Consider the following 20,322-nt stretch of genomic DNA (forward strand, 5'->3'; position numbering starts at 1 on the left):
CTCGAACCTTAATCAACTCCACAGATCGACGAAATCAGGAGTAATGCCCGTATTGCGGCTTGCTCATCACCTGAAAGGACAAACCCATGGAACGCAACGTGACTCCCGACGCGACGTACACGAAGACCTGGAGCAACGGCCGCGGCGAGGTGCGGTTCTTCACCCGGGCCGACGGCTCGCGGCTGCGCTACTACACAGTGGGCACCGGCCCCGCCCTCGTGCTGATGCACACCGTGCGCGGCCAGCTCGACTACTTCCAGCGGGTGATCCCGCAGGTGTGGGACCACTACACGGTCTACGCGCTGGATCTGCCCGGGATGGGATGGTCCGACATCGTCCCCGGCGCGCAGTACGAGGAGCCGCAACTGCGGGCCGCGGTCGTCGAATTCGTCCGCGGACTGGACCTGCACGACGTCACCCTGTCGGGCGAATCACTCGGGGGCGCCCTGTCCCTGCAGGCATCGATCGACCTGAAGGACCGGGTCAGCCGGGTCGTGGCGTTCAACAGCTACGACTACCCCCAGGGCGGGGAGCGGGGGAACTGGATCGCCCGCGTCATCATGACCGCCGTGCGGATGCCCGTACTGGGCCCCATCTTCGCCCCCATCGAGCCGCTGCCCATCCTGCGGACCATCCTGCAGGGCGGCTACGTCGACAAGAGCAGGCTGCCCGAGGACTTCCTCGCCGACCTTTCCAGAAGCGGCCGCCGCACGGGCTACGACAAGGTGTCCCGAGGAATCTTCCGCAGCCTCAAGGGATTCGACCAGGCCCGCGAACGCTACCCGCGCGTGTCGGCACCCGTCACCCTCGTCTACAGCGAAAACGACTGGTCCAAGCCCGCCGAGCGGGACCGCGTAGCCAACGCGCTGACGGACGTCCAGCGCATCACCGTGCCCCGTACCGGCCACTTCTCCGCCCTGGAGCGCCCCGACGAGATGGCACGCATCCTCCTCGACGCCGCCTGACCCGGCAGCGACCGACACCCCCGCCCACCCTCTCAATGCATGAGGAAGCCATGACTCAGGCCGTCCCCCACCTCGTCAACCGCCTTGTCATCGACACCGAGGACACCTTCGACGACGTCCGCCGGCGCTACGAATCGCTGGTACCCGCCATCGACTTCGCCGGACTCGTCGAAGCGATCGCAACAGGTGACCCCGCACGCATGCAGGCGTACACCGCCGAGCACACACCCCATTCGTTCGCCGTCTACTGGACCCTGGACCCCACCCCGGTGATGCAGCTGTCGGGACATCAACACCGCGCCGTCACCTACATGATGGGAAACAATGTCATCGCGGAAACCATGTTCCGGCACGACCCCGGCATCATCCTGTACGCCCCGCTGCGCACCGCGATCTACGAGACCGCCCCCGGCCACGTACAGCTCAGCATCGACCAGCCGTCGACCAAATTCGCCAGCTTCGGCGATCCCCGCATCGCCGAGGTCGGAGCACACCTCGACACCAAAGTCGCCGAACTCCTCCGCCTCATGTCGCTACCGGTACCACCGGAGCTGACCACGGCCTGACCTCGATCGTGCATGTGGGCCTGTCATCTTGCTGACGGGCCCACATGTTTGTCAGTTCGCCTTTGCTTCGGGCGAGCAGGGCCGAATCGGGGCTGTCTGGCCTGCGTTTCGCTAGCAGTTCGCGTCCCGCTCAGCGCAGGCTCTCACAGAGAACATCGATCATTCCACCGTTCGCATAACCGCGTTCACCAGTACGCGGCGCGGGGTCGAACTCGGCCCGAGGATCGAAGTCAGGCACGACGGTCGACTTGACCATCGCCACCCTGGTTCCGCCTCACCGGCGGATCAAGCCCGGCTCACCCATCCTTCGCTGCTGTCCTCGTTCGGCTGTGCCACATACCCGGCCTGCGTGAGGATCTCCGTCAGAGCCTGCCTCAGGGCAGCACGGATGCCGTCATATTCCGCATCCTGACGGTTGGCAGGATCTAGTTCACTAGAGGGCACCCAGCTCACCACCACGAAGTCCCCCTCCTGGCGGACTCGCAGCCCCGTCCCCTCTCCTGACTGGGCCGAGGTGACGTCGAAGCCGGCACGCGCCAGTGTTTGGCACACATCGGTGAACAGCGTCTCGTCGGTCACGCGGCTAGCTTATTCTCCTGATGATCATCGGCGCTACGGGTAACAGACCCGATCCAGAAGCCCGTCGTCGGAACCGGGCCTCTTCCGCGCTGTCGATGCGGTCGGCCTCCAGGAGGCTGTCGGGGACGGCGTCGGCCGCGTAGACGCGGATCAGGTAGAGGCCGAAGGGGTTGACCAGGGACGGCTGCCCAGGGAAGCACCACCCCGGCCTCCACGACCGGATAAGCCGGCTGCCCTGGCGCGACATCACGCTCGACCACTACGACCGCCCCCGCGTCCACCACCGCAACGAGATCCGCCGCCTCAAGGCCGCCATCTTCGACCACATCGACTACCTCGGAGCCCGCCAGGCCCTCCAAGTCGTGCGCTGGAGACAGGAGAAGACGAAAGGCAAGCTGACCATCGAGCGCGTCTACCTGATCACCAGCCTGCATCCCGGCGAGGCCACTGGCGCCCAACTCGCCGCCTGGATCCACGGGCACTGGGGCATCGAGAACCTCCTGCACCCCGTCCCGGACCGGACCTTCCGCGAGGACGACTCCAAGATCCGCACCGGGCATCTGCCCCGCACCATGGCCAGCCCGCGCAACCTCGCCATCAGCGTCCACCGCCAGGACGGCCGCACCAACATCGCCGCCGCCCTACGCCGCACCGCCCGCGACTGCCAACGACCCCTGACCGCCCTCGGACTCACCTGACGAACCCGGACACAAGATCACTTCTCAATGACCCTGGGTACCGGGCCGGTGCAACTGCGGCCGCGTGATCGTCGACCTGGCGGTTCGAAACCGTACGGCAGTTGTCAGTGCCAGGCGCCAGAATCGTGTCTGTGGATGTGAGATCTGACTTTGCGCTGAAACTGCAACTGAAGCATGTCGCCGGGCATGCCGTCGATTCCAGGGTCAAGGACGCACTTGCAGCGGTCGTCAAACACATGACCAGCGGCAGAAGCTCCTACAGGGGAGGCCGCGCGCTCATCACCTTGCTGAAGGACGTGCGCTCAACCGCAGCAGCGGTAGACGAATGGCAAGTCGTGCGACTGATAGAAGACTCCTTGGACTACGCGGAAGGACGAATCCTCCGGCCAGACTTCGAAGAGCGATACCGGCTCTTTCAACGGTCGACAGAACCGCTGAGCTCGCATCAGGACTATCTGGCACGAACGCTCTCTGCGAGTCTGGCCTACTTCATGCAACTCGGCGACCAGTACCTCCAGCAACATCCTGGCGCAAGCCCGAGCGAGCTGCTCACCCATGTGGAAGCCATTGCCCGGGACGCACGTTACATGCAGCAGTCGCAGGAGCGGCCTGGCCGCTATCGGATCCTTCGCGGCAGCGCCGAGGTGGCCGCGTGGCTTGAGCAGGTCTTCCATGAGCGGGTGGACGTGGAAGATCCGGAAGACACTGCCCGCCGCATCGTGATGTCCCCCGACTCTCTCGCAGTCTTGGCAGCGGACAGAGAGGGACAACTGCTTCTGAGAGCCGCCGAGGTTCAGCGCCGTCGGCGGGGCCTCGAAGTACTGCGTATGGCAGTAGAAGACCCCGAAGCGAACGAGAGAGATCTACAGCGTGCGCTGGACGGTCAGTACTGGATCTTCGGCGGACAATTCGCAAGCCAGGCAATCAGGCGTAGATTGGTCCCCGGAGACGAAATCGACATCCCGCTGATACGTGGGGACGGCGCACTACACATCGTTGAGTTGAAGCGCTCTATGAGCCTCCACGGCTCGCTGGTCAAGAGACACAGAGGGTGTTGGGTGCCGACGGCGGAGGTGCACGACGCTATGAGCCAAGCGGTGAACTACTTGGTCGGCTTGGACGAACATCGAATCCGGATTCGAGACGAACTCGGTATCGAGACTCGCCGAGCAAGCGCTCTAGTTCTGATCGGACACCCATCGGTGCAACCGGATGTGGCCGAGGAAGACATCAATGAAGCCTTGCGCATGCTCAACACGCACATGAGCCGGGTAGAGGCCGTCACCTACAAGGAATTGGTAGATAACGCAGAGCGTGCACTGAGCGGCTGGCGATAGCAAGCGCCGACCTTGTAATGCTCACTAGAACTGAAGCACCAGCAGTACCTCGACAAGAACCCGGCGGGCTACTGCGGGATCGGCGGGACGGGGGTCAAGCTAAGTGACCCGTCCGGGATGAACTGGGGTGCGGCTTGCCCGACGGGCATTGCTCCTGCTGGGGAGTAGGCGCGAGACTCAACAGATCTTCTGGTTAGGGCTGTTGGGGGGCAGGCATGGGCGAACTGGCTGTGCACCACGTTCGGCAGCGATGGTGCGCACAGCGCGGGCGCATGCCGCCCATCGCGCTCCATCCCGGGTGCGCACGACCTTGACGGGTGGCTCCGCACACGTCCTGCCGTGCCACGTGCACCGGGCTTCCCGAAACGACACGCTTTCGGGGTCGAGCCCTTCGGGAAAATCTGGCCACTCGTCGACCGACGTCATGCCACGACGTTAGTGAGTGTCGGCGCCCTGCGCAGCGGTTCGGGTCGTCCCCGCTATGCATGCGAGGGACTGTCGTCAGCCACGTCCGACAGCGGGCTGACGGACACGGCGAGATACCGGAACTCTCCTCCCGGTCCGTCCAGTTCGGAGTACGGCACCCAATCGAGGGGGTATGCACCCCTCAACGTGCACGTGTTGGCCGTGTAGGCGCCCTCGGCCCACAGCAGCGTGCCGGTGAGCTCCCGCCCCTGATGGATCCTGAACTCCTGATCCCGAGTCCGCCCGCGGCCGGCGCCGGGCGGAGTCCACAGGGAGGCGTCGTTGGTCAGCATGACGGCAAGACCGTTCTGGTCGGACCGGCGGCAGAAGCGCTCCAGCCTGGCTATGTCCCGCACGAAGTGCAGACGAGCGAGGTCCGCGGCGGCGTGCCCTTTCAAGGCGTAGTCCTCGGCAGGAGTACCGACCGTGCCCGTCCATCTCCGGGTGAAGTACTTGAACTCGATCGCGGTGCGGGTCGAGGGGCCGATGCACAGGAGGTCCAGGTACTCGGCCTTGCCCTCCGCCCGCTGCGGCACCTCAAGCCTGGAGTGCACATCCGGCGACAATTCCCACAGAGCCCGCGCGAAGCTGTGCTGAAGATCTGCTTCGGAGTGGAAGACCGGCCTGTGCCTGCCCAGTTGCGCAATGACGTCGCCGAGTGAGACGCGCCCAGCGACATTCCTGTTACCGTCCATCGCCACCTTGTTCACAGCGCTATCGAAGTGGCTCCTCCACAGACTTTTCAAGCCGCAGGGCCACCGCGTCGGTGGCTCGCGAGCCACAACGGCTGTGGCACTGGCAACCAGCACGGTGCTTCGGCAGCTGCTCTCGTCGCAGTGAACGGCCGCCGAAAATCAGTGGCCGCCTCAACCGCCCGACCTCACGCTGTACGCCATGGAAGAACCGCAACACAGGATCCGCGCGGCCCACTCGGAATCCACGATCACCGTGTACCAGGCGTACTCCCCGGAAATCGGCCTGCCGGCCGTCCGCGACGGCCGTTTCCCCGCCGCCTGGAAGCGGGACCGGATGACATGGATCAAGCCGTCGTTCCTGTGGATGATGTACCGCTGCGGCTGGGGCTCCAAGGAAGGACAGGAGACCGTTCTCGCTGTCGAGATCAGCCGGGACGGCTTCGAATGGGCGCTGCGCCACGCCTGTCTGTCCAGCTACACCCGCGGGGTCCACCCCGACCGTGCCACCTGGCAGCGACAGCTGAGACGCGCTCCCACCCGTGTGCAGTGGGACCCGGAGCGGGACCTGCACCTGCGACCCATGCGGTACCGGTCCCTGCAACTCGGCCTCTCCGGTGAGGCCGCACGACGCTACGCCGACGAGTGGACCGTCTCCATACGCGACGTGACCCCGCTCGCCCGCGAGATCCATGCTCTCGTCAGCGGCGGCGACCTGGACTCCGCCGCCCGGCTGCTGCCCCAGGAGCACCCCTACCCCGTTGAGGAGGAAGTCCTTGCCCTGCTACACGGATGACGGACTGATCAAGCCGACGCCAGGCCCACGGGTCACCTGGCGGCACAGACTCGGCGGGACCGGTGTTGCTTGCCCGGTCGGCGTGGCCAAGGCTGATGGCTGAGCCACTGCCGCCGGAGGTCATGGCGACCCTGCGGGCGCTGCTGGCCGGCCGGGATCCGGTAAGCGGCGCGCTGCTGGCACAGGTCAGCGCACGCATCAGCGGTACTTCGGCAAGAACCCCGGCAGGTGACTGAGGGATCGCCGGAACGGGGGCAAGCTTGCCAGCACTGGGGGCTTCCTGCTCCCGAGAAAATCGGTGGCCGCCTGAACCGGCCGACTCCACTCTGTACGCCATGGAAGAACCGCAACGCAGGATCCGTGCGGCCCACTCGGAATCCACGATCACCGTCTACCAGGCGTACTCCCCGGAAATCGGCCTCCCATCCGCCCGCGACGGCGGTTTCCCCGCCGCGTGGAAGCGGGACAGGATGAATTGGGTCATCAAGCAGCGTTCACAGACCTCAACCGGCGGTGCGTCTCGGTATGGCGCACCACCGTTCAGGGCCTCGCAACTCTGAGCACTGAACGGCCCGCGGTGAGCACGGGTGTGGGCAGCGCGCCCTCAGTCGAACGCTACGACCAGGCGGACGCCGTCGTCGTCGAAGCGGTCGGCCAGGGCCTTCATCACAGCGAAGACGTGTGGCCAGTGTGTCGTCGGTCCCAGGACATCACCGACGGTCAGTGGTTTGTAGGCGCAGACCAAGGTGCCGGTGGTCCACTCGACGCGTTCCGAAGCGCTGTCCGAGTCGGCAGGCGGTACGCCCACCGTGGACAGGACTTCCGCAGGCCAGGGCCGAGATACGAGTTGGTGCCGTTGTATCGCCGGCTGCGACTTCTTGTGCCAGGTCACTCGGCCGACGAAGTCCGCCGGCCTGGTCGCGGGATCGATGGAGGCGAGTTCGGCCCAGCTGATCCAGCTCGCGCCGTCCATCTCGCCCTGCCCAACCCATGATCCGAGCGCTGAACGCATGCCGCTCGACAGGTCAGCGGGAAGGCCACGACCGGCTGCAAGCGGCCGGAAGCCCGCGTAGTTACGGACACCGAAGAGCAGGCCGAAGGCCGCATAGTCCCTCTCGTCGTACAGCGGCCACAGATCCATGGCGGTCACCCATGCTTCGCCGTCGTAGTAGTCGGTACCGACGTGGGGATGACGGAACTCGATTCCGCCGTGGATGTCCGTGCCCATGGTGGCGCACCCTAACGGCCTGGCCCGAGTGCCACAGTGATTATCGGCGGCCTGCAGCGGAGACAGCCCGTGGCCGACGTGAGTTGTCAGACAGCGTCGACAGCCCACGGCGAGTCGGCCGGGAAAGGGGAGCCGCTCCGGCCCTCAGAGGCCGACTGGATGGCTGGAAAAGCCAATCTTGGTGTTGGTCACTCAGACAGTCACGCTCCCCAGGCGTGGCAAGGATGACGTCTGCGCCGGCGTCGCAGGGATGGTGGATGCGTCGCAGTTCCGTGTCCACAACCAGGACTTCGACGAGCGCCTCGCCTGCGACGGCTCGGAGTAGCTCGTCGAGGCAGCCGCGGTTCCACCGGCGGCGGTCGGCGTACAGACGTGTGTGGGTGTGGACTGTCCACCAGCCGATGCCGTCGGGATGCCGTGTCTGTCGTGGCGTCGTGGCGTCGTGGCGTCGTGGCGTCGGGTCGTCGGGTCGTCGGGTCGTCGGGTCGTCGGGTCGTCGGGTCGTCGGGTCGTCGGGTCGTCGAGGATCGTGTTGTACCGGTCCAGCACGATCGCGTACTCCTCCTCGGACTCCGGGTAGCGCTTCGAGTCGGGAAGGCTGTGGAAGCGAAACGTGTGAGCGACGGGAGGGCCCGACGGATGGTGTTCCCTCCACAACGCCGCCAAGAGATCAGGGTCGATGGCGGGACTCCTCCCTTGGCCGGAGCCACACCGACCGGACGGCAGGCTCTGTGCGGTCAGTCGAACGCCCCAACGAGGCGTACGCCGTCCTCACCCGCCCCGACGCCGTGTGCCCGTTGGAATGGGCAGACATCAAGGAGCCCATACGCAGGCTCCGCTCCTCAGCGGAAAAACCATCCTGGTCACTTGGCAACCGCCAGCTTGCTGAGCTTGTTCAGCTGTGCCTTGATGATCGCGTTCGGTACGTCAGCCGGCTCCTTGTCCTTCGGCCCGTCGGGACGGTGGAAGTTGGTGAACATGGCGACCGTGGCCCCTTGTCGAACAGCCACCACCGCATAGGGCACCCGGACCGGCTCCTCGCCCTCGAACGACGCCAGCTGTGTGAGCCGGAGAGACACGGATTCATCGCCGTAGCCAGGATCGGGTCGGAGTTGGACCGCGTCGTAGTCGAAGTCCACCAGGATGTCCTTGAAGGTCTTGCACCGCTCGGCGGCCGTCCGCAACGCGTCGATCACTTGCTCGGCATCTCGTGGACTGTGCGACGAAAGGGTCATGTGCGCACCGGGTCCGTGGTCCTTCGGAAAAATGCTCCGGGCGATGCGCGCGGTGGCCGCGAAGCCACTGCTGCCGCCCACCGCGTGCATGACAGGCGCGCATTCGGCAGGGTCCGCCGTCTTGCGGGACGCAAAGGTGGCAGCGAGGGCCCGCTCCACTTCGTAGCCGCCGAGATCTGCGCCTGTGATCGTCGCCCGCTCCAGGTCCGTGTTGCTCAACGGCTTGTCCTGTACACCGGACGTCCCTGTCGGCTCTGATGCTGCATCTGTCCGGGAGCCCTGCCCGGTTCCGCATCCGGCGAGCGCCAACGAGGTCATGAGCATGGCAACCATGATGCCGACACCTGATTGGCGAACCACTGTTTCTCCACCCGTTTGATTCTGGAACGCGAGCCCTCTGCCCCGGCTCAACGCATTGAGTAGCACAGTAGTTCGCCCACGGGGAGGGAGATGGGTTATTGAAGCTCAGGGCGGCTCCGGGCCGTCGAACGAAAGGGCTGTGAGCGCGGCTTGACGTGGATCAAATCGTCGTTCCTGTGGATGATGTACCGCTGCGGCTGGGGCGCCAAGAAGGGCAGGAGACTGTTCTCGCTGTCGAGATCACCCGAGATGGCTTCGAGTGGGCGCTGGCCACGCCTGTCTGTCGAGCTACACCCGCGGCGTCCACCCGGACCGCGCCACCTGGCAACGGCAGCTGAAACGCGCGCCCACCCGCGTGCAGTGGGACCCGGAGCGGGACCTGCACCTGCGACCGATGCCATACGGGTCCCTGCAACTCGGCCTCTCCGCTGAGGCCACACGACGCTACGCCGACGAGTGGACGGTCGCCATCCGCGACGTGACCCCACTCGCCCACGAGATCCACGCCCTTGTCAGCGGCGGGGACCAGGACTCCGCCGCCCGACTGCTGCCCCAGGAACACCCCTATCCCATGGGGGATGAGCTACTTGCCCGGCTAGGCGGATGACGGGCCGCTCCACTCGGCAGCCGTCAGCTGACTCGTACAGGAACGTGCCTACTTACGCAGCCATCAGGCCATTGCCAGGTCGGTCCGGCATGGCCGCGGCAGCCGAGCGCGCTGACGCCGGACCCATGCGGCGCGCAGTGTCCGCCAGTCCTCGTCCTGACGCGCGACCCCGAGTCCCGCCCCGCCGCAGTCCGGTCGGTGTGCCTCCCGGTGGTCATCGCGGCTGTTCGAGGCTCTCGGCGGCGGTGCTGTCGGCATAGACCACGAGTGTCTGTTCCGGCGCTTCGGCCAGGTGGAACGCGGTGTACGCGTACTCGGTCGGGCCGTGCAGGGGGTGGTGCAGGCGTTTGCGGCCGCTGTGGCGAGGTTGGACGTCGTATCGGGGCCACCAGGCCCGTACTTCGGGGCTGCCTTCGTGCAGTTCCCGGACCAGGCGGGTGTAGCGGGGGTCGTCGGGGTGGCGGGTGGACAGGGTGCGGAGGCGGGCGAGGAGGCCGCGGGCCTCGGGTTTCCAGTCGATGACGACGGACCGGGCGACCGGCTCCAGGAAGACCCAGCGAACGAAGTTGGGCGGGCGGCCGGTCTCATCGACGAGGCCCGGGAAGAGCGCTTCGGCCGCCTGGTTGTGGCTCAGGACGTCGTAGTTGCCGGCGATGACGTACGCCGGGTTCGGCTGGAGGAGGTGCGGGACCGCGGCCGCTTCCCTGGTGAGCGCCTCGGGCTCCTCGGGCCCGGGTGTCGACGGGCCGTGCCCGGCGAGGCGGAACAGGTGGTCACGCTCGTGCGCGTCGAGCCGCAGGGCCGCCGCGAGGGCGTCCAGCACCTGTTCGGAGGGGCGGACGTCCCGCCCCTGCTCCAGATACGTGTACCAAGTGGCACTCATTCCGGCCAGCAGGGCCAGTTCCTCCCGGCGCAGGCCCGGCGTCCGACGGCGGCCGGTGCGGGGCAGGCCGACCTCGTCGGGCGTGAGGCGTTCCCTGCGGCTGCGCAGGAAGCTGCCCAGTTGGCGGCGGCGGTCGGGCTGCTGCTCGGACATGACGCGTAGCACCTCTGATTCCAGGATAAACACGCTCTGGATACCAGGTTAATGCCGGTCAAGACTGAGAGGGAGAGCTCAGACCGCACACCGCGAGAGGACCGCACCATGGCCGAGACCGAAGGAATCCACGGCAAAGTCGTGGCCGTCACCGGAGCGAGCGGCGGCATCGGCCGGGCGACCGCCCTCCTGCTCGCCGAACGGGGGGCGCGGCTCGTGCTCGGCGCCCGTCGGACCGAGCGGCTGACGGACCTGGTGGCCCGGATCGAGAAGGCGGGCGGTACGGCCGTACAGATCCGCACCGACGTGACCCGGCGGGACGACCTGCACGCCCTGGTCGCGCTGGCCCGTGAGTCCTTCGGCCGGCTCGACGTCCTCGTCGGCAACGCCGGGGTCGGCACCATCTCGCCCCTCGACGATCTGCGCGTCGAGGAGTGGGACCACATGGTCGACGTCAACGTGAAGGGTGTGCTGCACGGGATCGGTGCCGCGCTGCCCGTCTTCCGGGCGCAGGGCAGCGGTCACTTCATCACCGTCGCGTCCACGGCCGCGTTCCGGATCGTCCCGACCATGGCGGTCTACGCCGGTACGAAGTTCGCGGTCCGGGCCATCTGCGAGGGGCTGCGCCAGGAGGCCGGCGAGTCTGTGCGGGTGACCACGGTCTCGCCCGGTCCCGTCGCGACCGAGTTCGCCGAAGCGTCCTCCAACAGCCGGGTCAGGGCGGAGATCACGAGGATGCGGGACGAGATCGCGATCCCTCCCGACGCGATCGCCCGGGCCATCGCGTTCGCGGTCGAGCAGCCCGCGACGGTCGACGTGAGCGAGATCGTCGTACGGCCCACCGCGCAGGCCTGATCGCGACCCGCCGGAGGGGATCATGGCGGGATGACGGAACTCTCCCCTTATCAGCGGGACTTGCGGGACCGGCTGTCGTCGGTCCCCGTGCTTCCCGCGCCTGCTCCCTGGCAGCCGGTGTTCGAGCCGTGCGCGGCCGTAGGAGGGCTGCTCGGTATCGGGTTCGCCACGCACCCCGACAGCGGCAACGACCTGCTGATGGTCGTCTCGACCGCCGGTCACGGTCTCTTCGACGCCGTCACCGGCGAGAGGATCGCCCGCGACCGGGACCCCGATCCCGAGACCGGCACGCCGGATGCGGCAGTGGATCTGACCTGCCCGGGCCTCGGACCGGTCGCCGGCAGCAGGGTGCACATCGCCGGGCTGTACGGCGGTGGACTCCACTCCACCACCGCCGACGGCTGGCACGTGGAGGTCGTCTCGCCGGTCTGGCCCAACGACCGTGTCCTGCTCTCCCGCGGCAGCGGCATGCCCCACCGTGGTCCGCACGGCGAGCGGTGGTGGCACGTCTTCCACTCCCACTACTCCGAACTCCGGGCCGTGGGCTTCTCCCCCTCCGGCCGTACCCTCGCCGTGGCGACGAGCAGCGACGTGACCCTGTGGAGGCGCCCGCCGCGCCCGTGATTCGCATTCGGTGCCCTTGACCTTGACACCGTGGCAAGCCCTTCACTGCCTGCTCAGGAGGTGGTCTCGGTGACCATGACGGAACAGGACCAGGGACCGGAACAGGAGCAGGAGCAGGACGCGGGGGCGATGCCGGCGCTCCGGGGGCTGGAGGACGGTCGTTCGTCCGTGCGGCTGCGGGCGGCCCTCGCGGTCGGTACGGCGCCGGACCCGCGGTTCGTCGACAAGCTCGTCGAGCGGTGCGCGGTCGAGCCCGAGTTCTTCGTCCGGGACATGCTCACCTGGGCCCTCACCCGCCACCCGGTGTCCGTGACGCTCCCCGCGCTGCTCCGCGAAGTCGGCTCGGAGCGTGCACAGGCGCGGAGCCAGGCGTTGCACACGCTGTCCAAGATCAGGGACCGGCGGGCGTGGCCGGCGATCACCAGGGCGCTCCTGTCCGACGGCGACGACGAGGTGGCGCGCAGTGCCTGGCGGACCGCGGTCGTGCTGGTGCCGGAGGGCGAGGAGTCCGGGTTGGCGACGGCGCTGGCGACGCAGCTCGGCCGTGGTGAGCGGGAGACGCAGCTGAGTCTCAGCAGGGCGCTGGTCGCGCTGGGTGAGGTCGTACTGCCGGTTCTGCGGGACGCGACGACGGCCGCTGACCGGCAGGTGCGCACGCACGCGCTCGCCACGGAACGGCTGCTGCGCGACCCTGATGCCGGATTCGAGTTCGCGATCGAGGAGGCGAAGCGTGCAGTGGCCCTCGGCGGGGACGTCCAGGAGGGACGATAGGGCGTGTTGATCGGTGAGGTGGCGCGACGGTCCGGGGTCAGTGCCCGCATGCTCAGGCACTACGAGTCGCTCGGCCTGCTGCGCCCTTCGGGTCGTACGGGTTCCGGCTACCGGGAGTACTCCGGCGACGACATCCGGCGGATCTTCCACATCGAGAGCCTGAGGTCACTGGGACTGTCGCTGCGTGAGATCGGGCGCGCGCTCGACGATCCCGGCTTCACCCCCTCGGCGCTCGTCGACGACCTCATCCGTCAGACGCGCGAACGCATCGCGGCCGAGACCGAGCTGCTCACGCGGCTCCGCCGGATCGATGCCGCGGCACCCGCCGACTGGGCGGACGTACTCCAGGTCGTCGTGATGCTCCGGGCGCTGGGGTCGAAGAGCGCCGCCGCCCGCCAGCGCGCCGCGCTGTCCTCGATCGACGAGATCCGCGTGCCGGTGGAGGCCCTGGTCGACGCGGCCCTCAGGGAGACGGATCCGAACGTCGCCGGAGCCCTTCGGTGGGCGCTGGCACGATCGGGCGACGGCAGCGCGGCACTGCTGGCGGAGGGTCTGGGCTCACCGTCGGCCGCGGTACGGGAACGGGCCGTCCGGTCCCTCGCCGAGATGCCGGGTGAGCAGTCCACCGCCGGGCTGCGGGCCGCTCTCGCGGACCCCGATGCCGTGGTCCGCGGCCAGGCGGCCCTGGCGCTCGGTACGCGGGGCGTGGCCGATGCCGTCCCAGCGCTCATCGACATGATCGTGGCGGGCCCGAACGACACCGACGCGGCCGACGCGCTGAGCATGCTGGCAAGCGACACCGAGACCGCGGATCGGATCGCCACCGGGCTCGTCGACCGCCTCACCCACGACGCCGCCGGGGCGCCCGCCCGCGCCCGGCTGACCCAGGCGCTGGCGGACATCCCCGGAGCCACGGCCGCACGCGCCCTCGTGGAGCTGTCGTACGACGGGGACCGTGCCGTCGCGCTGACCGCGACGTATCTGCTTCGGCTCCGCGAGGCACGGTGACGGATCTCGCGGCAGCGGAGCAGGCCTGCGGTGCGCCTCGCGGTCAGCCCTCCGCGCGGGCGGGCAGCCGCCATCCCGGCCGCGGGAAGTGGCAGGTGTAACCGTCCGGGTACCGCTGGAGGTAGTCCTGGTGCTCCGGCTCGGCCTCCCAGAAGGGGCCCACCGGCTCCACCTCGGTGACGACCTTGCCCGGCCACAGACCGGAGGCGTCGACGTCCGCGATGGTGTCCTCGGCGATCCGCTTCTGCTCGTCGTCCACGTAGTAGATCGCCGAGCGGTAGCTGAGGCCGATGTCGTTTCCCTGGCGGTTCTTGGTGCTCGGGTCGTGGATCTGGAAGAAGAACTCCAGGAGCGTGCGGAAGTCGGTCTTCTCGGAGTCGAAGAGGATCTCGATGGCCTCGGCGTGCGTGCCGTGGTTACGGTACGTCGCGTTCGGCACGTCACCGCCGGTGTATCCCACCCTGGTCGCCGTGACGCCCGGGAGCCGGCGGATCAGTTCCTCCATGCCCCAGAAGCATCCGCCCGCCAACACGGCCCTCTGTGTCTGCGTGGCCATTGCGGCCCTCCCATTCTGTCGGCTCGGTCAGTCGGGCGACTCTGCTCGCACGTCACCGGCATTCTGTGCCCACCCTCCTCAACGCACGAGGGTTCCGGACGATTCCGGGCCACCCGATCGACCTCGACGTGGTCCCGGAGTGCTTCGGCAGGGCGTTGGTAGCCTTCGTGACCACTGCCGGAGGGGGAGTCGATCATGGGAGCCGGTCCGTCGCGTCCTGCGAGCCGTCTCGTCCGAGGAGTCGGTTCGGGTGTGCTCCTCGGCGGGCTCACCGCGGTGGTGTGCGTCGCCGCGATCGGCAGGGCATGGGATGCCTGTGAGGTCGGCGTCAATGCGGCAGCCAACAGCATGACCTTGCTGTTCCTCGTGCCTCTCCTATGGATCGCCACGTCGGTTCCGTGGGTGATCCTGCACAGCACCCTCGGAAGGCGTTACCCCCACACCGCTCTGGTCACAGGGCTGGTCTCCACCCTGTGGTTCGCCTGGTTCCTCGTGACGTGGCTCGGCATGCCGGACTCGTACACGAGCCCGTTGTGCCCGGGCAACGTCCCACCCTGGTGGCCGAGTTACCTCCCGGCCTGACGGCGGCGCGGCCGTCGGGCGGCGCCATACGACCCCCGTCGAACGCCATGTGTCAAGCATTTCGACCTCGTTGAAAAAGAACCGCAGCCGCGGCCGTCCCGCCCTACGATCGCCCGCATGCTGATTCAGCGGATATTACGGACGATCGTCGTGCTCGCTGTGGCCCTCGCCGGAGCGGTCGGGGGTGCCGTGGGGACGGCACAGGCCGAGGGGAGCCGGTCCTCGTCCGACCGGCAGTTGTTGTTCTACAACCACTCCTACGGGGTGCTCGACCGGGAGACCGCCGACGCCATCGAACACTCCGACTACCTGAGGGACTTCGCCAACTTCCAGGTCCGCACCACGACCGGCAGCGGCGGACAGACCTGGACCGGCCGCTACCTGATGGGCCGGGAGACCTACCTGGAACTGTTCGGAGTCGGTGACCTCGCCGGCCCGGACGGCACCCTCGGCTCCGGCGGGCTGGGCCTGTCGACCGAACGGGACGGAGACCTGGCGACGGTCACCGAGCGGCTGAAGAGCGAGGCGGGCGCCGACCCCGTCGAGTTCCTCCAGACCCGGGACTTCGGTGACGGTGTGCCCGTGCCGTGGTTCGACGCCATCCTCCCCACCACCGAGTACGACGCCTTCCAGGCCTGGGCGATGGAGTACCGGCCGGAGTACTTCGCCGACCCTCGCGGCAATACCGAGCCCGCGAGCTTCCCCGGTGACGTCGGCCGGGAGCGCTACCTGTCCGACGACTACCGCACGCACCTGATGCGTGACGTGACCTACGTCCACTTCGCGGTCACCGAGGGCGACCTCGCCGACAACGTGCCGCTGTTGCGGGCCGGCGGGTTCGCCGTCAAGAACGTGCCGGGCGGTGGCGTCGTCGCGACGGGGGGCGGCACCACGATCCGGTTCGACGCCGTCCCGCGCGAGCAGGCTGGGTTGCAGCGGGTCGAGATGTCCCTCAACCGGCCCGAGAAGGACCGGCACGTGGAGCAGATCGGCCACTCGACCCTCACCGTCGGCCCCGGCAGCCGTGCCGTGTGGACGTTCGACGGCAACGGCTCTCGGTAGACAGCGGGTGCGCCCCCGACCCGGGGCGCACCCCGACACCGGACAAAGAAGCCCGGCACACCGATGAGTCCTCGTACCCGCGGACGTCTACAGGCACGACAGTTCCGCGAGGCACGAAACGAGGCGACGCATCATGAGCACCGAGCAGACGACCCCGGCCAACGGTTTCTCCTACGAGCTGACCCGAACGCTGGACGCTCCGGCGGCGCGCGTGTGGCGGGCGTGGACCACCGCCGACCAGTACGCACAGTGGGCCTACGCCGCTCCCGGCTCCGTCGAGATGGACGTACGACCGGGCGGCGCGTGGAAGGCCACGGTGGTCACGCCCGACGGCGGACAGTTCCCGCTGACCGGCTCCTATCTCGACGTCGACGAGAACCGCGTACTGGTGGTCGGCATGGATGTCCCCGGCAAGCCCGCGCCCGCGGTCATGACCATGGAACTCGAGGAGCAGGACGACCGCCGTACGCGGATCGCGCTCCGCCAGACCTGTGACACCGCGGAGGAACGCGACATGGCCGAGCAGGGCAGCACCATGCTCCTCGACAGCCTGAGCGCCTTCCTGACCGGTGGGGCGAAGGGCTGAATCACGGCCCGCCGACCCGCCCGTGCCCCTCGGCCTGCTGCCGCTGCACTTGGCAGAAGTGACTTCTGGTGATCGCGGGTGAGCGCCTGTACTGGATGCGGTGGTTCATCTGCACGCCAAGAGGCTCTGCTGACGGGGGTGTGCTGCCTGCGCTTTCGGGGAGTGGGCGGGCTGCGGGAGGTGCCCAGTAGGTCAGCCCCGCCTCCCGGATCCGGGCGAAGATCGTGTCGAAGTCGTCCTCGGTGACGAGGAACGCGTAGTGCTGGGGCGTGATCCCGTCGCTCGTGTCCGTGTAGTCGAGGGTCACGCCGTTGGGGATCTCGACCGGGACGAAGGGGCCGTTCGCGCAGTTCCCCGCGCCCCCACGGGACCGGCCCCGCTCAGGGGCGCGGGGTTGTATCAGGTGGCGGCTGCGCCGCGGGGGACGACCAGCCCACACCGGCCCCTTGCCGAACCATCGTTCTGCGCCCCCGCCCCCGGGTGTCGCTCCTCATCCACCGTCGGTCCGTTCTCGTCACCCTGATCCTGCTCGCCCTTCTCCGCCTCGCTCGGCCACGTACCTCTCCCCCACCGAGGTCTGGCGCACCCTCCGCACCGGATCCGGCCCCTACGACCTGGTCGTCAACGAACTCCGCGTCCCCGGATCGTGCTCGGCGCTCTCGTCGGGGCGGCCGCGGCGACCGTGCTCGCCCTTGCCACCGGTGCCTTCTCCTCCTCACCCGGGGCCGTGCCCCTCGCCTCCGTAGGGGGCGGACTTGCGGCCGCCGCCCTCGTTTACGTGCTCGCCTGGCGGCGCGGGATGCAGACAGGTCGGTTCGTGCTCGTCGGTGTGGGGATCGGGGTCGCCCTGTCCGCCGTCGTGCAGCTGTATCTCACCGACTCCGCACTCGAGGCCGCCGAGCAGGTCAAGCTGTGGCTGACGGGGAGCCTCAACGGGCGGGGCTGGCAGCAGGCGGGGCCCCTGGGCGTCGTACTCCTGGTGTGTCTGCCCGCGCTGGCATGGGCGAGCAGGGCCGCGCGGCCGCTCGGGCTCGACGCGGACACCGCCGCCGCGCTGGGCGTGCGGGTGGACCGGGTGCGGCTCGGGCTGACCGTGCTCGGGGGGTGCCCGCCGCCACCGCGACCGGTGCCGCGGGGCCGATCGGGTTCGTCGCGCTGGCCCGGCGGCTGACCCGGACGCTCCAGCTGCCACTGCTGTGCTCGGCGCTGACGGGTGCCATCGTTCTGGTGGCCGCCGATCTCACCGCGAGGACACTGCTGCCCCCGCTGGAGATCCCGGTCGGAGCGCTGACCTTGCTGGTCGGCGGACCGTATCTGCTGTGGCTGCTGGGCCGGCGAACGGCCGTACGCTGAAGGGGCTCCGGCGGGACCGAGCCGCACACCGAGGCGCCTCCGCGGAGCGAGCCGTGCGCTGAAGGGCCTCCGGCAGGAGCAAGCCGCACACCCAAGGCCCCCCGGGACCGATCCGGACACGCAAGGACCTCCCACAGGACCGAGCCGCACACCCAAAGCCCCCGCAGCAGCAAGCCGTACGCCAAAGGGCCCCGGCATCACACCGGGGCCCTTCGTTCACTCCATGCGGGTCAGATCGTCGCCGTGTCGATCACGAACCGGTAGCGCACGTCGCTGTTGACGACCCGCTCGTACGCCTCGTTGATCTCCGACGCGGCGATCAGCTCGATCTCGGAGCCGATGCCGTGCTCGGCGCAGAAGTCCAGCATCTCCTGGGTCTCGGCGATGCCGCCGATCATCGAACCGGCGAGGGTCTTGTTGCCGCCGATGAGGGAGAACAGGTTCAGCGCGATGGGCTCCTCGGGGGCGCCCACGTTGACCAGCGCGCCGCCCGTCTTGAGCAGGCTCAGGTAGGCGCCGAAGTCCAGCGGGGCCGAGACCGTGGAGAGGATGAGGTCGAAGGTGCCGGCCAGCTCCTTGAAGGTGTTCTCGTCGCTGGTCGCGTAGTAGTGGTCCGCGCCCAGCTTCAGGCCGTCGTCCTTCTTGCGCAGGGACTGCGACAGGACGGTGACCTCGGCGCCGAGCGCGTGCGCGATCTTGACGCCCATGTGGCCGAGACCGCCCAGGCCGATCACGGCGACCTTCTTGCCGGGGGCGGCGCCCCACTGCTTGAGCGGCGAGTACGTGGTGATGCCGGCGCACAGCAGCGGGGCGGCCTCGTCGAGGGCCAGGCCCTCGGGGATACGGACGACGAAGTTCTCGTCGACGACGACCTTCTCGGAGTAGCCGCCGTAGGTGGGTTCGCCGTCCTTGCCGATGGCGTTGTACGTGCCGACCGAGCCCCCGGTGCAGTGCTGCTCGAGGCCCGCCTTGCAGTTGTCGCACTCACGGCAGGAGTCGACCAGGCAGCCGACGCCGACCCGGTCGCCGACCTGGTACTTGGTGACACCGGGGCCGACCTCGGAGACGACGCCGGCGATCTCGTGGCCCGGGACCATCGGGAAGATGGCCTCGCCCCAGCCCTCGCGGGCCTGGTGGATGTCCGAGTGGCAGATACCGGCGAACTTGATGTCGATCAGGACGTCGTGCTCGCGGACCGCCCGGCGCTCGATGGTCGTGCGCTCCAGGGGAGCCTTCGAGGCGGGGGCGGCGTATGCGGCAACAGTGGTCATGAGGGTGGTTCTCCTCGGGAGGGTGCGTGCCCGGCTGCCTTCTGTCTTGTCCATCCGTCCGGGCACGCTCCACAGCCTGCCCCACGAATCGACGCCCACCCAGGCCACCGCTTTGCGTACGTCCGCCGGTCCTACTACTGGCGGGGACAGGATGGTGGGCGTACGACCGTGAATACTTGACGTATGGACGACATGGCCGAGGAACTGCCCGGAGGCCGCTCGCTGGACCGGCGCGCCGAGCTCAGCGAGTTTCTGCGCACCCGGCGGGCCCGGCTGAAGCCGGAGGACGTGGGACTGCCGGACTTCGGGCGGCACCGCAGGGTACCGGGGCTGCGCCGCGAGGAGCTGTCGCAGCTTGCGGGCGTCTCGGTGGCGTACTACACGCGCCTGGAGCAGGGCAACGGGCGCAACGTCTCGGCTGAGGTCCTGGACGCCATCGCCCGCGCGCTGCGGCTGACCGACGCCGAGCGCGCGCACCTCACGCATCTGGCGAAGCCCAAGCAGCACAAGAAGAAGACGACCGCGCGCACCGAGCAGGTGCGCGGGTCGATCCGGCAGCTGCTGGACTCGATCGACGTTCCGGCGTACGTCTCGGGGCGGCGGTCGGACATCGTCGCCTGGAACCGGATGGCGGCGGCGGTCTTCGGGGACTGGTCGGAGCTCCCGGCGCAGGAGCGGAACTGGGCCCGGATGATCTTCCTGCGGCCGGAGTACCAGGATCTGTTCGTGCCGTGGGAGCAGAAGGCCAGCGACGTGGTCAGCTACCTGCGCATGGACGCCGGCTGCCATCCCGACGACCCGCGGCTGTCCGCCCTGGTCGGCGAGCTCTCCGTGAAGAGCGAGGAGTTCAGGCGTCTGTGGGCCACGCACGACGTCAAGGAGAAGAACTTCGGCGTCAAGCAGCTCCGCCACCCGCTGGTCGGCGAGCTGACCCTGAACTTCGAGTCGTTCCCCCTGTCCGACGGCACCGAGCAGGCCCTGATCACCTACCACGCGGAACCGGGCTCCCCGTCGGCGGAGGCGCTGAGGCTGCTGGCGAGCTGGGGCGCGGACGCGACCCGGGCGGGCGAGTCCGCGCACTCCTGAGCCG

21 protein-coding genes and 7 pseudogenes are annotated in these 20,322 nt (G+C 68.4%); 17 read left to right on the forward strand and 11 right to left on the reverse strand.

What is annotated here, in order from left to right:
- The first annotated feature begins 86 nt into the window (after nt 1-86).
- Together AQJ46_RS06635 and AQJ46_RS06640 are read left to right on the forward strand one after the other, a co-directional pair.
- Nucleotides 87-965 carry an alpha/beta fold hydrolase gene (locus AQJ46_RS06635; RefSeq protein ID WP_037690567.1) on the forward strand — a complete coding sequence of 293 codons (879 nt, stop codon included), beginning with the start codon at nt 87-89 and terminating at the stop codon, nt 963-965.
- Between the two features lie 50 nt (nt 966-1,015).
- Nucleotides 1,016-1,531 carry a DUF302 domain-containing protein gene (locus AQJ46_RS06640; protein WP_059204702.1) on the forward strand — a complete coding sequence of 172 codons (516 nt, stop codon included), beginning with the start codon at nt 1,016-1,018 and terminating at the stop codon, nt 1,529-1,531.
- Nucleotides 1,532-1,816: 285 nt separating this feature from the next.
- Here AQJ46_RS06640 and AQJ46_RS06645 read toward each other — a convergent pair whose 3' ends face one another.
- Nucleotides 1,817-2,110, reverse strand: a complete 294-nt coding sequence (locus AQJ46_RS06645) for a hypothetical protein (RefSeq protein WP_037690571.1) — start codon at nt 2,108-2,110, stop codon at nt 1,817-1,819.
- A 34-nt stretch (nt 2,111-2,144) separates the two neighbouring features.
- Nucleotides 2,145-2,294, reverse strand: a pseudogene (locus tag AQJ46_RS57070) (carbohydrate ABC transporter permease); the annotation flags it as partial.
- On the opposite strand from AQJ46_RS57070, the gene AQJ46_RS58980 reads away from it, so the two are divergent.
- The 3 genes and pseudogenes from AQJ46_RS58980 to AQJ46_RS57080 form a co-directional block, all read left to right on the forward strand.
- Entirely contained in the window at nt 2,281-2,808 is a 528-nt protein-coding gene (locus tag AQJ46_RS58980) for a DDE transposase family protein (RefSeq protein WP_063803772.1), read from the forward strand. The pseudogene AQJ46_RS57070 and the gene AQJ46_RS58980 overlap by 14 nt on opposite strands.
- Before the next feature lie 125 nt (nt 2,809-2,933).
- Entirely contained in the window at nt 2,934-4,145 is a 1,212-nt protein-coding gene (locus tag AQJ46_RS06655; RefSeq protein WP_225887259.1) for a Shedu anti-phage system protein SduA domain-containing protein, read from the forward strand.
- A gap of 27 nt (nt 4,146-4,172) precedes the next feature.
- Nucleotides 4,173-4,313 (forward strand): annotated as a pseudogene (locus AQJ46_RS57080) (peptide-methionine (S)-S-oxide reductase MsrA); the annotation flags it as partial.
- A gap of 311 nt (nt 4,314-4,624) precedes the next feature.
- Here the strand turns inward: AQJ46_RS57080 and AQJ46_RS06660 are convergent.
- The gene (locus tag AQJ46_RS06660) at nt 4,625-5,164 is read right to left on the reverse strand and encodes a hypothetical protein (RefSeq protein WP_225887260.1); all 540 of its coding nucleotides are present in this window, start codon (nt 5,162-5,164) and stop codon (nt 4,625-4,627) included.
- A gap of 340 nt (nt 5,165-5,504) precedes the next feature.
- Here AQJ46_RS06660 and AQJ46_RS06665 point away from each other — a divergent pair, with 340 nt between their 5' ends.
- Together AQJ46_RS06665 and AQJ46_RS51835 are read left to right on the forward strand one after the other, a co-directional pair.
- Complete coding sequence (locus AQJ46_RS06665; RefSeq protein WP_059204703.1) at nt 5,505-6,098, forward strand: DUF4291 domain-containing protein; 594 nt, start codon at nt 5,505-5,507, stop codon at nt 6,096-6,098.
- Between the two features lie 269 nt (nt 6,099-6,367).
- A pseudogene (locus AQJ46_RS51835) lies at nt 6,368-6,580 on the forward strand (DUF4291 family protein); the annotation flags it as partial.
- 122 nt (nt 6,581-6,702) lie between these two features.
- Here AQJ46_RS51835 and AQJ46_RS06670 read toward each other — a convergent pair.
- The 4 genes and pseudogenes from AQJ46_RS06670 to AQJ46_RS06675 form a co-directional block, all read right to left on the reverse strand.
- A complete protein-coding gene (locus AQJ46_RS06670; RefSeq protein WP_059204704.1) occupies nt 6,703-7,326 on the reverse strand; it encodes a hypothetical protein in 624 nt (207 codons plus the stop codon).
- A gap of 40 nt (nt 7,327-7,366) precedes the next feature.
- A complete protein-coding gene (locus AQJ46_RS59440; protein WP_455770088.1) occupies nt 7,367-7,729 on the reverse strand; it encodes a DUF3885 domain-containing protein in 363 nt (120 codons plus the stop codon).
- 125 nt (nt 7,730-7,854) lie between these two features.
- Nucleotides 7,855-7,992: pseudogene (locus AQJ46_RS59445) on the reverse strand (DUF3885 domain-containing protein); the annotation flags it as partial.
- Between the two features lie 197 nt (nt 7,993-8,189).
- The gene (locus AQJ46_RS06675) at nt 8,190-8,780 is read right to left on the reverse strand and encodes a hypothetical protein (RefSeq protein ID WP_059204705.1); all 591 of its coding nucleotides are present in this window, start codon (nt 8,778-8,780) and stop codon (nt 8,190-8,192) included.
- 291 nt (nt 8,781-9,071) lie between these two features.
- On the opposite strand from AQJ46_RS06675, the pseudogene AQJ46_RS06680 reads away from it, so the two are divergent.
- Nucleotides 9,072-9,528, forward strand: a pseudogene (locus AQJ46_RS06680) (DUF4291 domain-containing protein); the annotation flags it as partial.
- A 214-nt stretch (nt 9,529-9,742) separates the two neighbouring features.
- Here AQJ46_RS06680 and AQJ46_RS06685 read toward each other — a convergent pair.
- The gene (locus AQJ46_RS06685) at nt 9,743-10,564 is read right to left on the reverse strand and encodes a helix-turn-helix transcriptional regulator (RefSeq protein ID WP_059204706.1); all 822 of its coding nucleotides are present in this window, start codon (nt 10,562-10,564) and stop codon (nt 9,743-9,745) included.
- Nucleotides 10,565-10,672: 108 nt separating this feature from the next.
- On the opposite strand from AQJ46_RS06685, the gene AQJ46_RS06690 reads away from it, so the two are divergent.
- The 4 genes from AQJ46_RS06690 to AQJ46_RS06705 all read left to right on the forward strand — a co-directional run bounded on the left by AQJ46_RS06690 (nt 10,673) and on the right by AQJ46_RS06705 (nt 13,822).
- Entirely contained in the window at nt 10,673-11,419 is a 747-nt protein-coding gene (locus tag AQJ46_RS06690) for an SDR family oxidoreductase (protein WP_059204707.1), read from the forward strand.
- A 30-nt stretch (nt 11,420-11,449) separates the two neighbouring features.
- Nucleotides 11,450-12,043, forward strand: coding sequence for a hypothetical protein (locus tag AQJ46_RS06695; RefSeq protein ID WP_059204708.1), 594 nt, complete (start codon nt 11,450-11,452; stop codon nt 12,041-12,043).
- A gap of 75 nt (nt 12,044-12,118) precedes the next feature.
- On the forward strand, nt 12,119-12,814 hold the full coding sequence (locus tag AQJ46_RS06700; protein ID WP_059205128.1) for a HEAT repeat domain-containing protein: 696 nt from the start codon (nt 12,119-12,121) through the stop codon (nt 12,812-12,814).
- Nucleotides 12,815-12,817: 3 nt separating this feature from the next.
- Nucleotides 12,818-13,822: a MerR family transcriptional regulator gene (locus AQJ46_RS06705; protein WP_059204709.1), complete on the forward strand. Its 1,005-nt coding sequence runs from the start codon at nt 12,818-12,820 to the stop codon at nt 13,820-13,822.
- 43 nt (nt 13,823-13,865) lie between these two features.
- Here the strand turns inward: AQJ46_RS06705 and msrA are convergent, their stop codons facing one another.
- Nucleotides 13,866-14,378: a peptide-methionine (S)-S-oxide reductase MsrA gene (gene msrA, locus AQJ46_RS06710; protein WP_059204710.1), complete on the reverse strand. Its 513-nt coding sequence runs from the start codon at nt 14,376-14,378 to the stop codon at nt 13,866-13,868.
- A gap of 195 nt (nt 14,379-14,573) precedes the next feature.
- Between msrA and AQJ46_RS57085 the strand changes: the two genes are divergently transcribed.
- The 3 genes from AQJ46_RS57085 to AQJ46_RS06725 all read left to right on the forward strand — a co-directional run bounded on the left by AQJ46_RS57085 (nt 14,574) and on the right by AQJ46_RS06725 (nt 16,608).
- Complete coding sequence (locus AQJ46_RS57085) at nt 14,574-14,960, forward strand: hypothetical protein (RefSeq protein WP_059204711.1); 387 nt, start codon at nt 14,574-14,576, stop codon at nt 14,958-14,960.
- 117 nt (nt 14,961-15,077) lie between these two features.
- Nucleotides 15,078-16,022, forward strand: a complete 945-nt coding sequence (locus tag AQJ46_RS06720) for a DUF5829 family protein (protein WP_059204712.1) — start codon at nt 15,078-15,080, stop codon at nt 16,020-16,022.
- 133 nt (nt 16,023-16,155) lie between these two features.
- Entirely contained in the window at nt 16,156-16,608 is a 453-nt protein-coding gene (locus AQJ46_RS06725) for an SRPBCC family protein (protein ID WP_059204713.1), read from the forward strand.
- Nucleotides 16,609-16,783: 175 nt separating this feature from the next.
- On the opposite strand, the pseudogene AQJ46_RS06730 reads toward AQJ46_RS06725, so the two are convergent.
- Nucleotides 16,784-16,948: pseudogene (locus AQJ46_RS06730) on the reverse strand (VOC family protein); the annotation flags it as partial.
- 116 nt (nt 16,949-17,064) lie between these two features.
- Between AQJ46_RS06730 and AQJ46_RS06735 the strand changes: the two are divergent.
- Nucleotides 17,065-17,961 (forward strand): annotated as a pseudogene (locus AQJ46_RS06735) (FecCD family ABC transporter permease).
- A 230-nt stretch (nt 17,962-18,191) separates the two neighbouring features.
- Here AQJ46_RS06735 and AQJ46_RS06740 read toward each other — a convergent pair.
- The gene (locus tag AQJ46_RS06740) at nt 18,192-19,232 is read right to left on the reverse strand and encodes an NAD(P)-dependent alcohol dehydrogenase (RefSeq protein ID WP_057607662.1); all 1,041 of its coding nucleotides are present in this window, start codon (nt 19,230-19,232) and stop codon (nt 18,192-18,194) included.
- Between the two features lie 183 nt (nt 19,233-19,415).
- On the opposite strand from AQJ46_RS06740, the gene AQJ46_RS06745 reads away from it, so the two are divergent.
- Nucleotides 19,416-20,318: a helix-turn-helix transcriptional regulator gene (locus tag AQJ46_RS06745; protein WP_059204714.1), complete on the forward strand. Its 903-nt coding sequence runs from the start codon at nt 19,416-19,418 to the stop codon at nt 20,316-20,318.
- Nucleotides 20,319-20,322 lie beyond the last annotated feature (4 nt).

Origin of the sequence: Streptomyces canus, from assembly GCF_001514145.1 — a bacterium.
Lineage (GTDB): Bacteria > Actinomycetota > Actinomycetes > Streptomycetales > Streptomycetaceae > Streptomyces > Streptomyces canus.

Excerpts from the sequence above, each read along its gene's own strand:
- AQJ46_RS06635 (WP_037690567.1), top strand. The coding sequence starts at position 87 with ATGGAACGCAACGTGACTCCCGACGCGACGTACACGAAGACCTGGAGC.
- AQJ46_RS06640 (WP_059204702.1), top strand. The coding sequence starts at position 1,016 with ATGACTCAGGCCGTCCCCCACCTCGTCAACCGCCTTGTCATCGACACC.
- AQJ46_RS06665 (WP_059204703.1), top strand. The coding sequence starts at position 5,505 with ATGGAAGAACCGCAACACAGGATCCGCGCGGCCCACTCGGAATCCACG.
- AQJ46_RS06670 (WP_059204704.1), bottom strand. The coding sequence starts at position 7,326 with ATGGGCACGGACATCCACGGCGGAATCGAGTTCCGTCATCCCCACGTC.
- AQJ46_RS06685 (WP_059204706.1), bottom strand. The coding sequence starts at position 10,564 with ATGTCCGAGCAGCAGCCCGACCGCCGCCGCCAACTGGGCAGCTTCCTG.
- AQJ46_RS06690 (WP_059204707.1), top strand. The coding sequence starts at position 10,673 with ATGGCCGAGACCGAAGGAATCCACGGCAAAGTCGTGGCCGTCACCGGA.
- AQJ46_RS06695 (WP_059204708.1), top strand. The coding sequence starts at position 11,450 with ATGACGGAACTCTCCCCTTATCAGCGGGACTTGCGGGACCGGCTGTCG.
- AQJ46_RS06700 (WP_059205128.1), top strand. The coding sequence starts at position 12,119 with ATGACGGAACAGGACCAGGGACCGGAACAGGAGCAGGAGCAGGACGCG.
- msrA (WP_059204710.1), bottom strand. The coding sequence starts at position 14,378 with ATGGCCACGCAGACACAGAGGGCCGTGTTGGCGGGCGGATGCTTCTGG.
- AQJ46_RS57085 (WP_059204711.1), top strand. The coding sequence starts at position 14,574 with ATGGGAGCCGGTCCGTCGCGTCCTGCGAGCCGTCTCGTCCGAGGAGTC.
- AQJ46_RS06720 (WP_059204712.1), top strand. The coding sequence starts at position 15,078 with ATGCTGATTCAGCGGATATTACGGACGATCGTCGTGCTCGCTGTGGCC.
- AQJ46_RS06725 (WP_059204713.1), top strand. The coding sequence starts at position 16,156 with ATGAGCACCGAGCAGACGACCCCGGCCAACGGTTTCTCCTACGAGCTG.
- AQJ46_RS06740 (WP_057607662.1), bottom strand. The coding sequence starts at position 19,232 with ATGACCACTGTTGCCGCATACGCCGCCCCCGCCTCGAAGGCTCCCCTG.
- AQJ46_RS06745 (WP_059204714.1), top strand. The coding sequence starts at position 19,416 with ATGGACGACATGGCCGAGGAACTGCCCGGAGGCCGCTCGCTGGACCGG.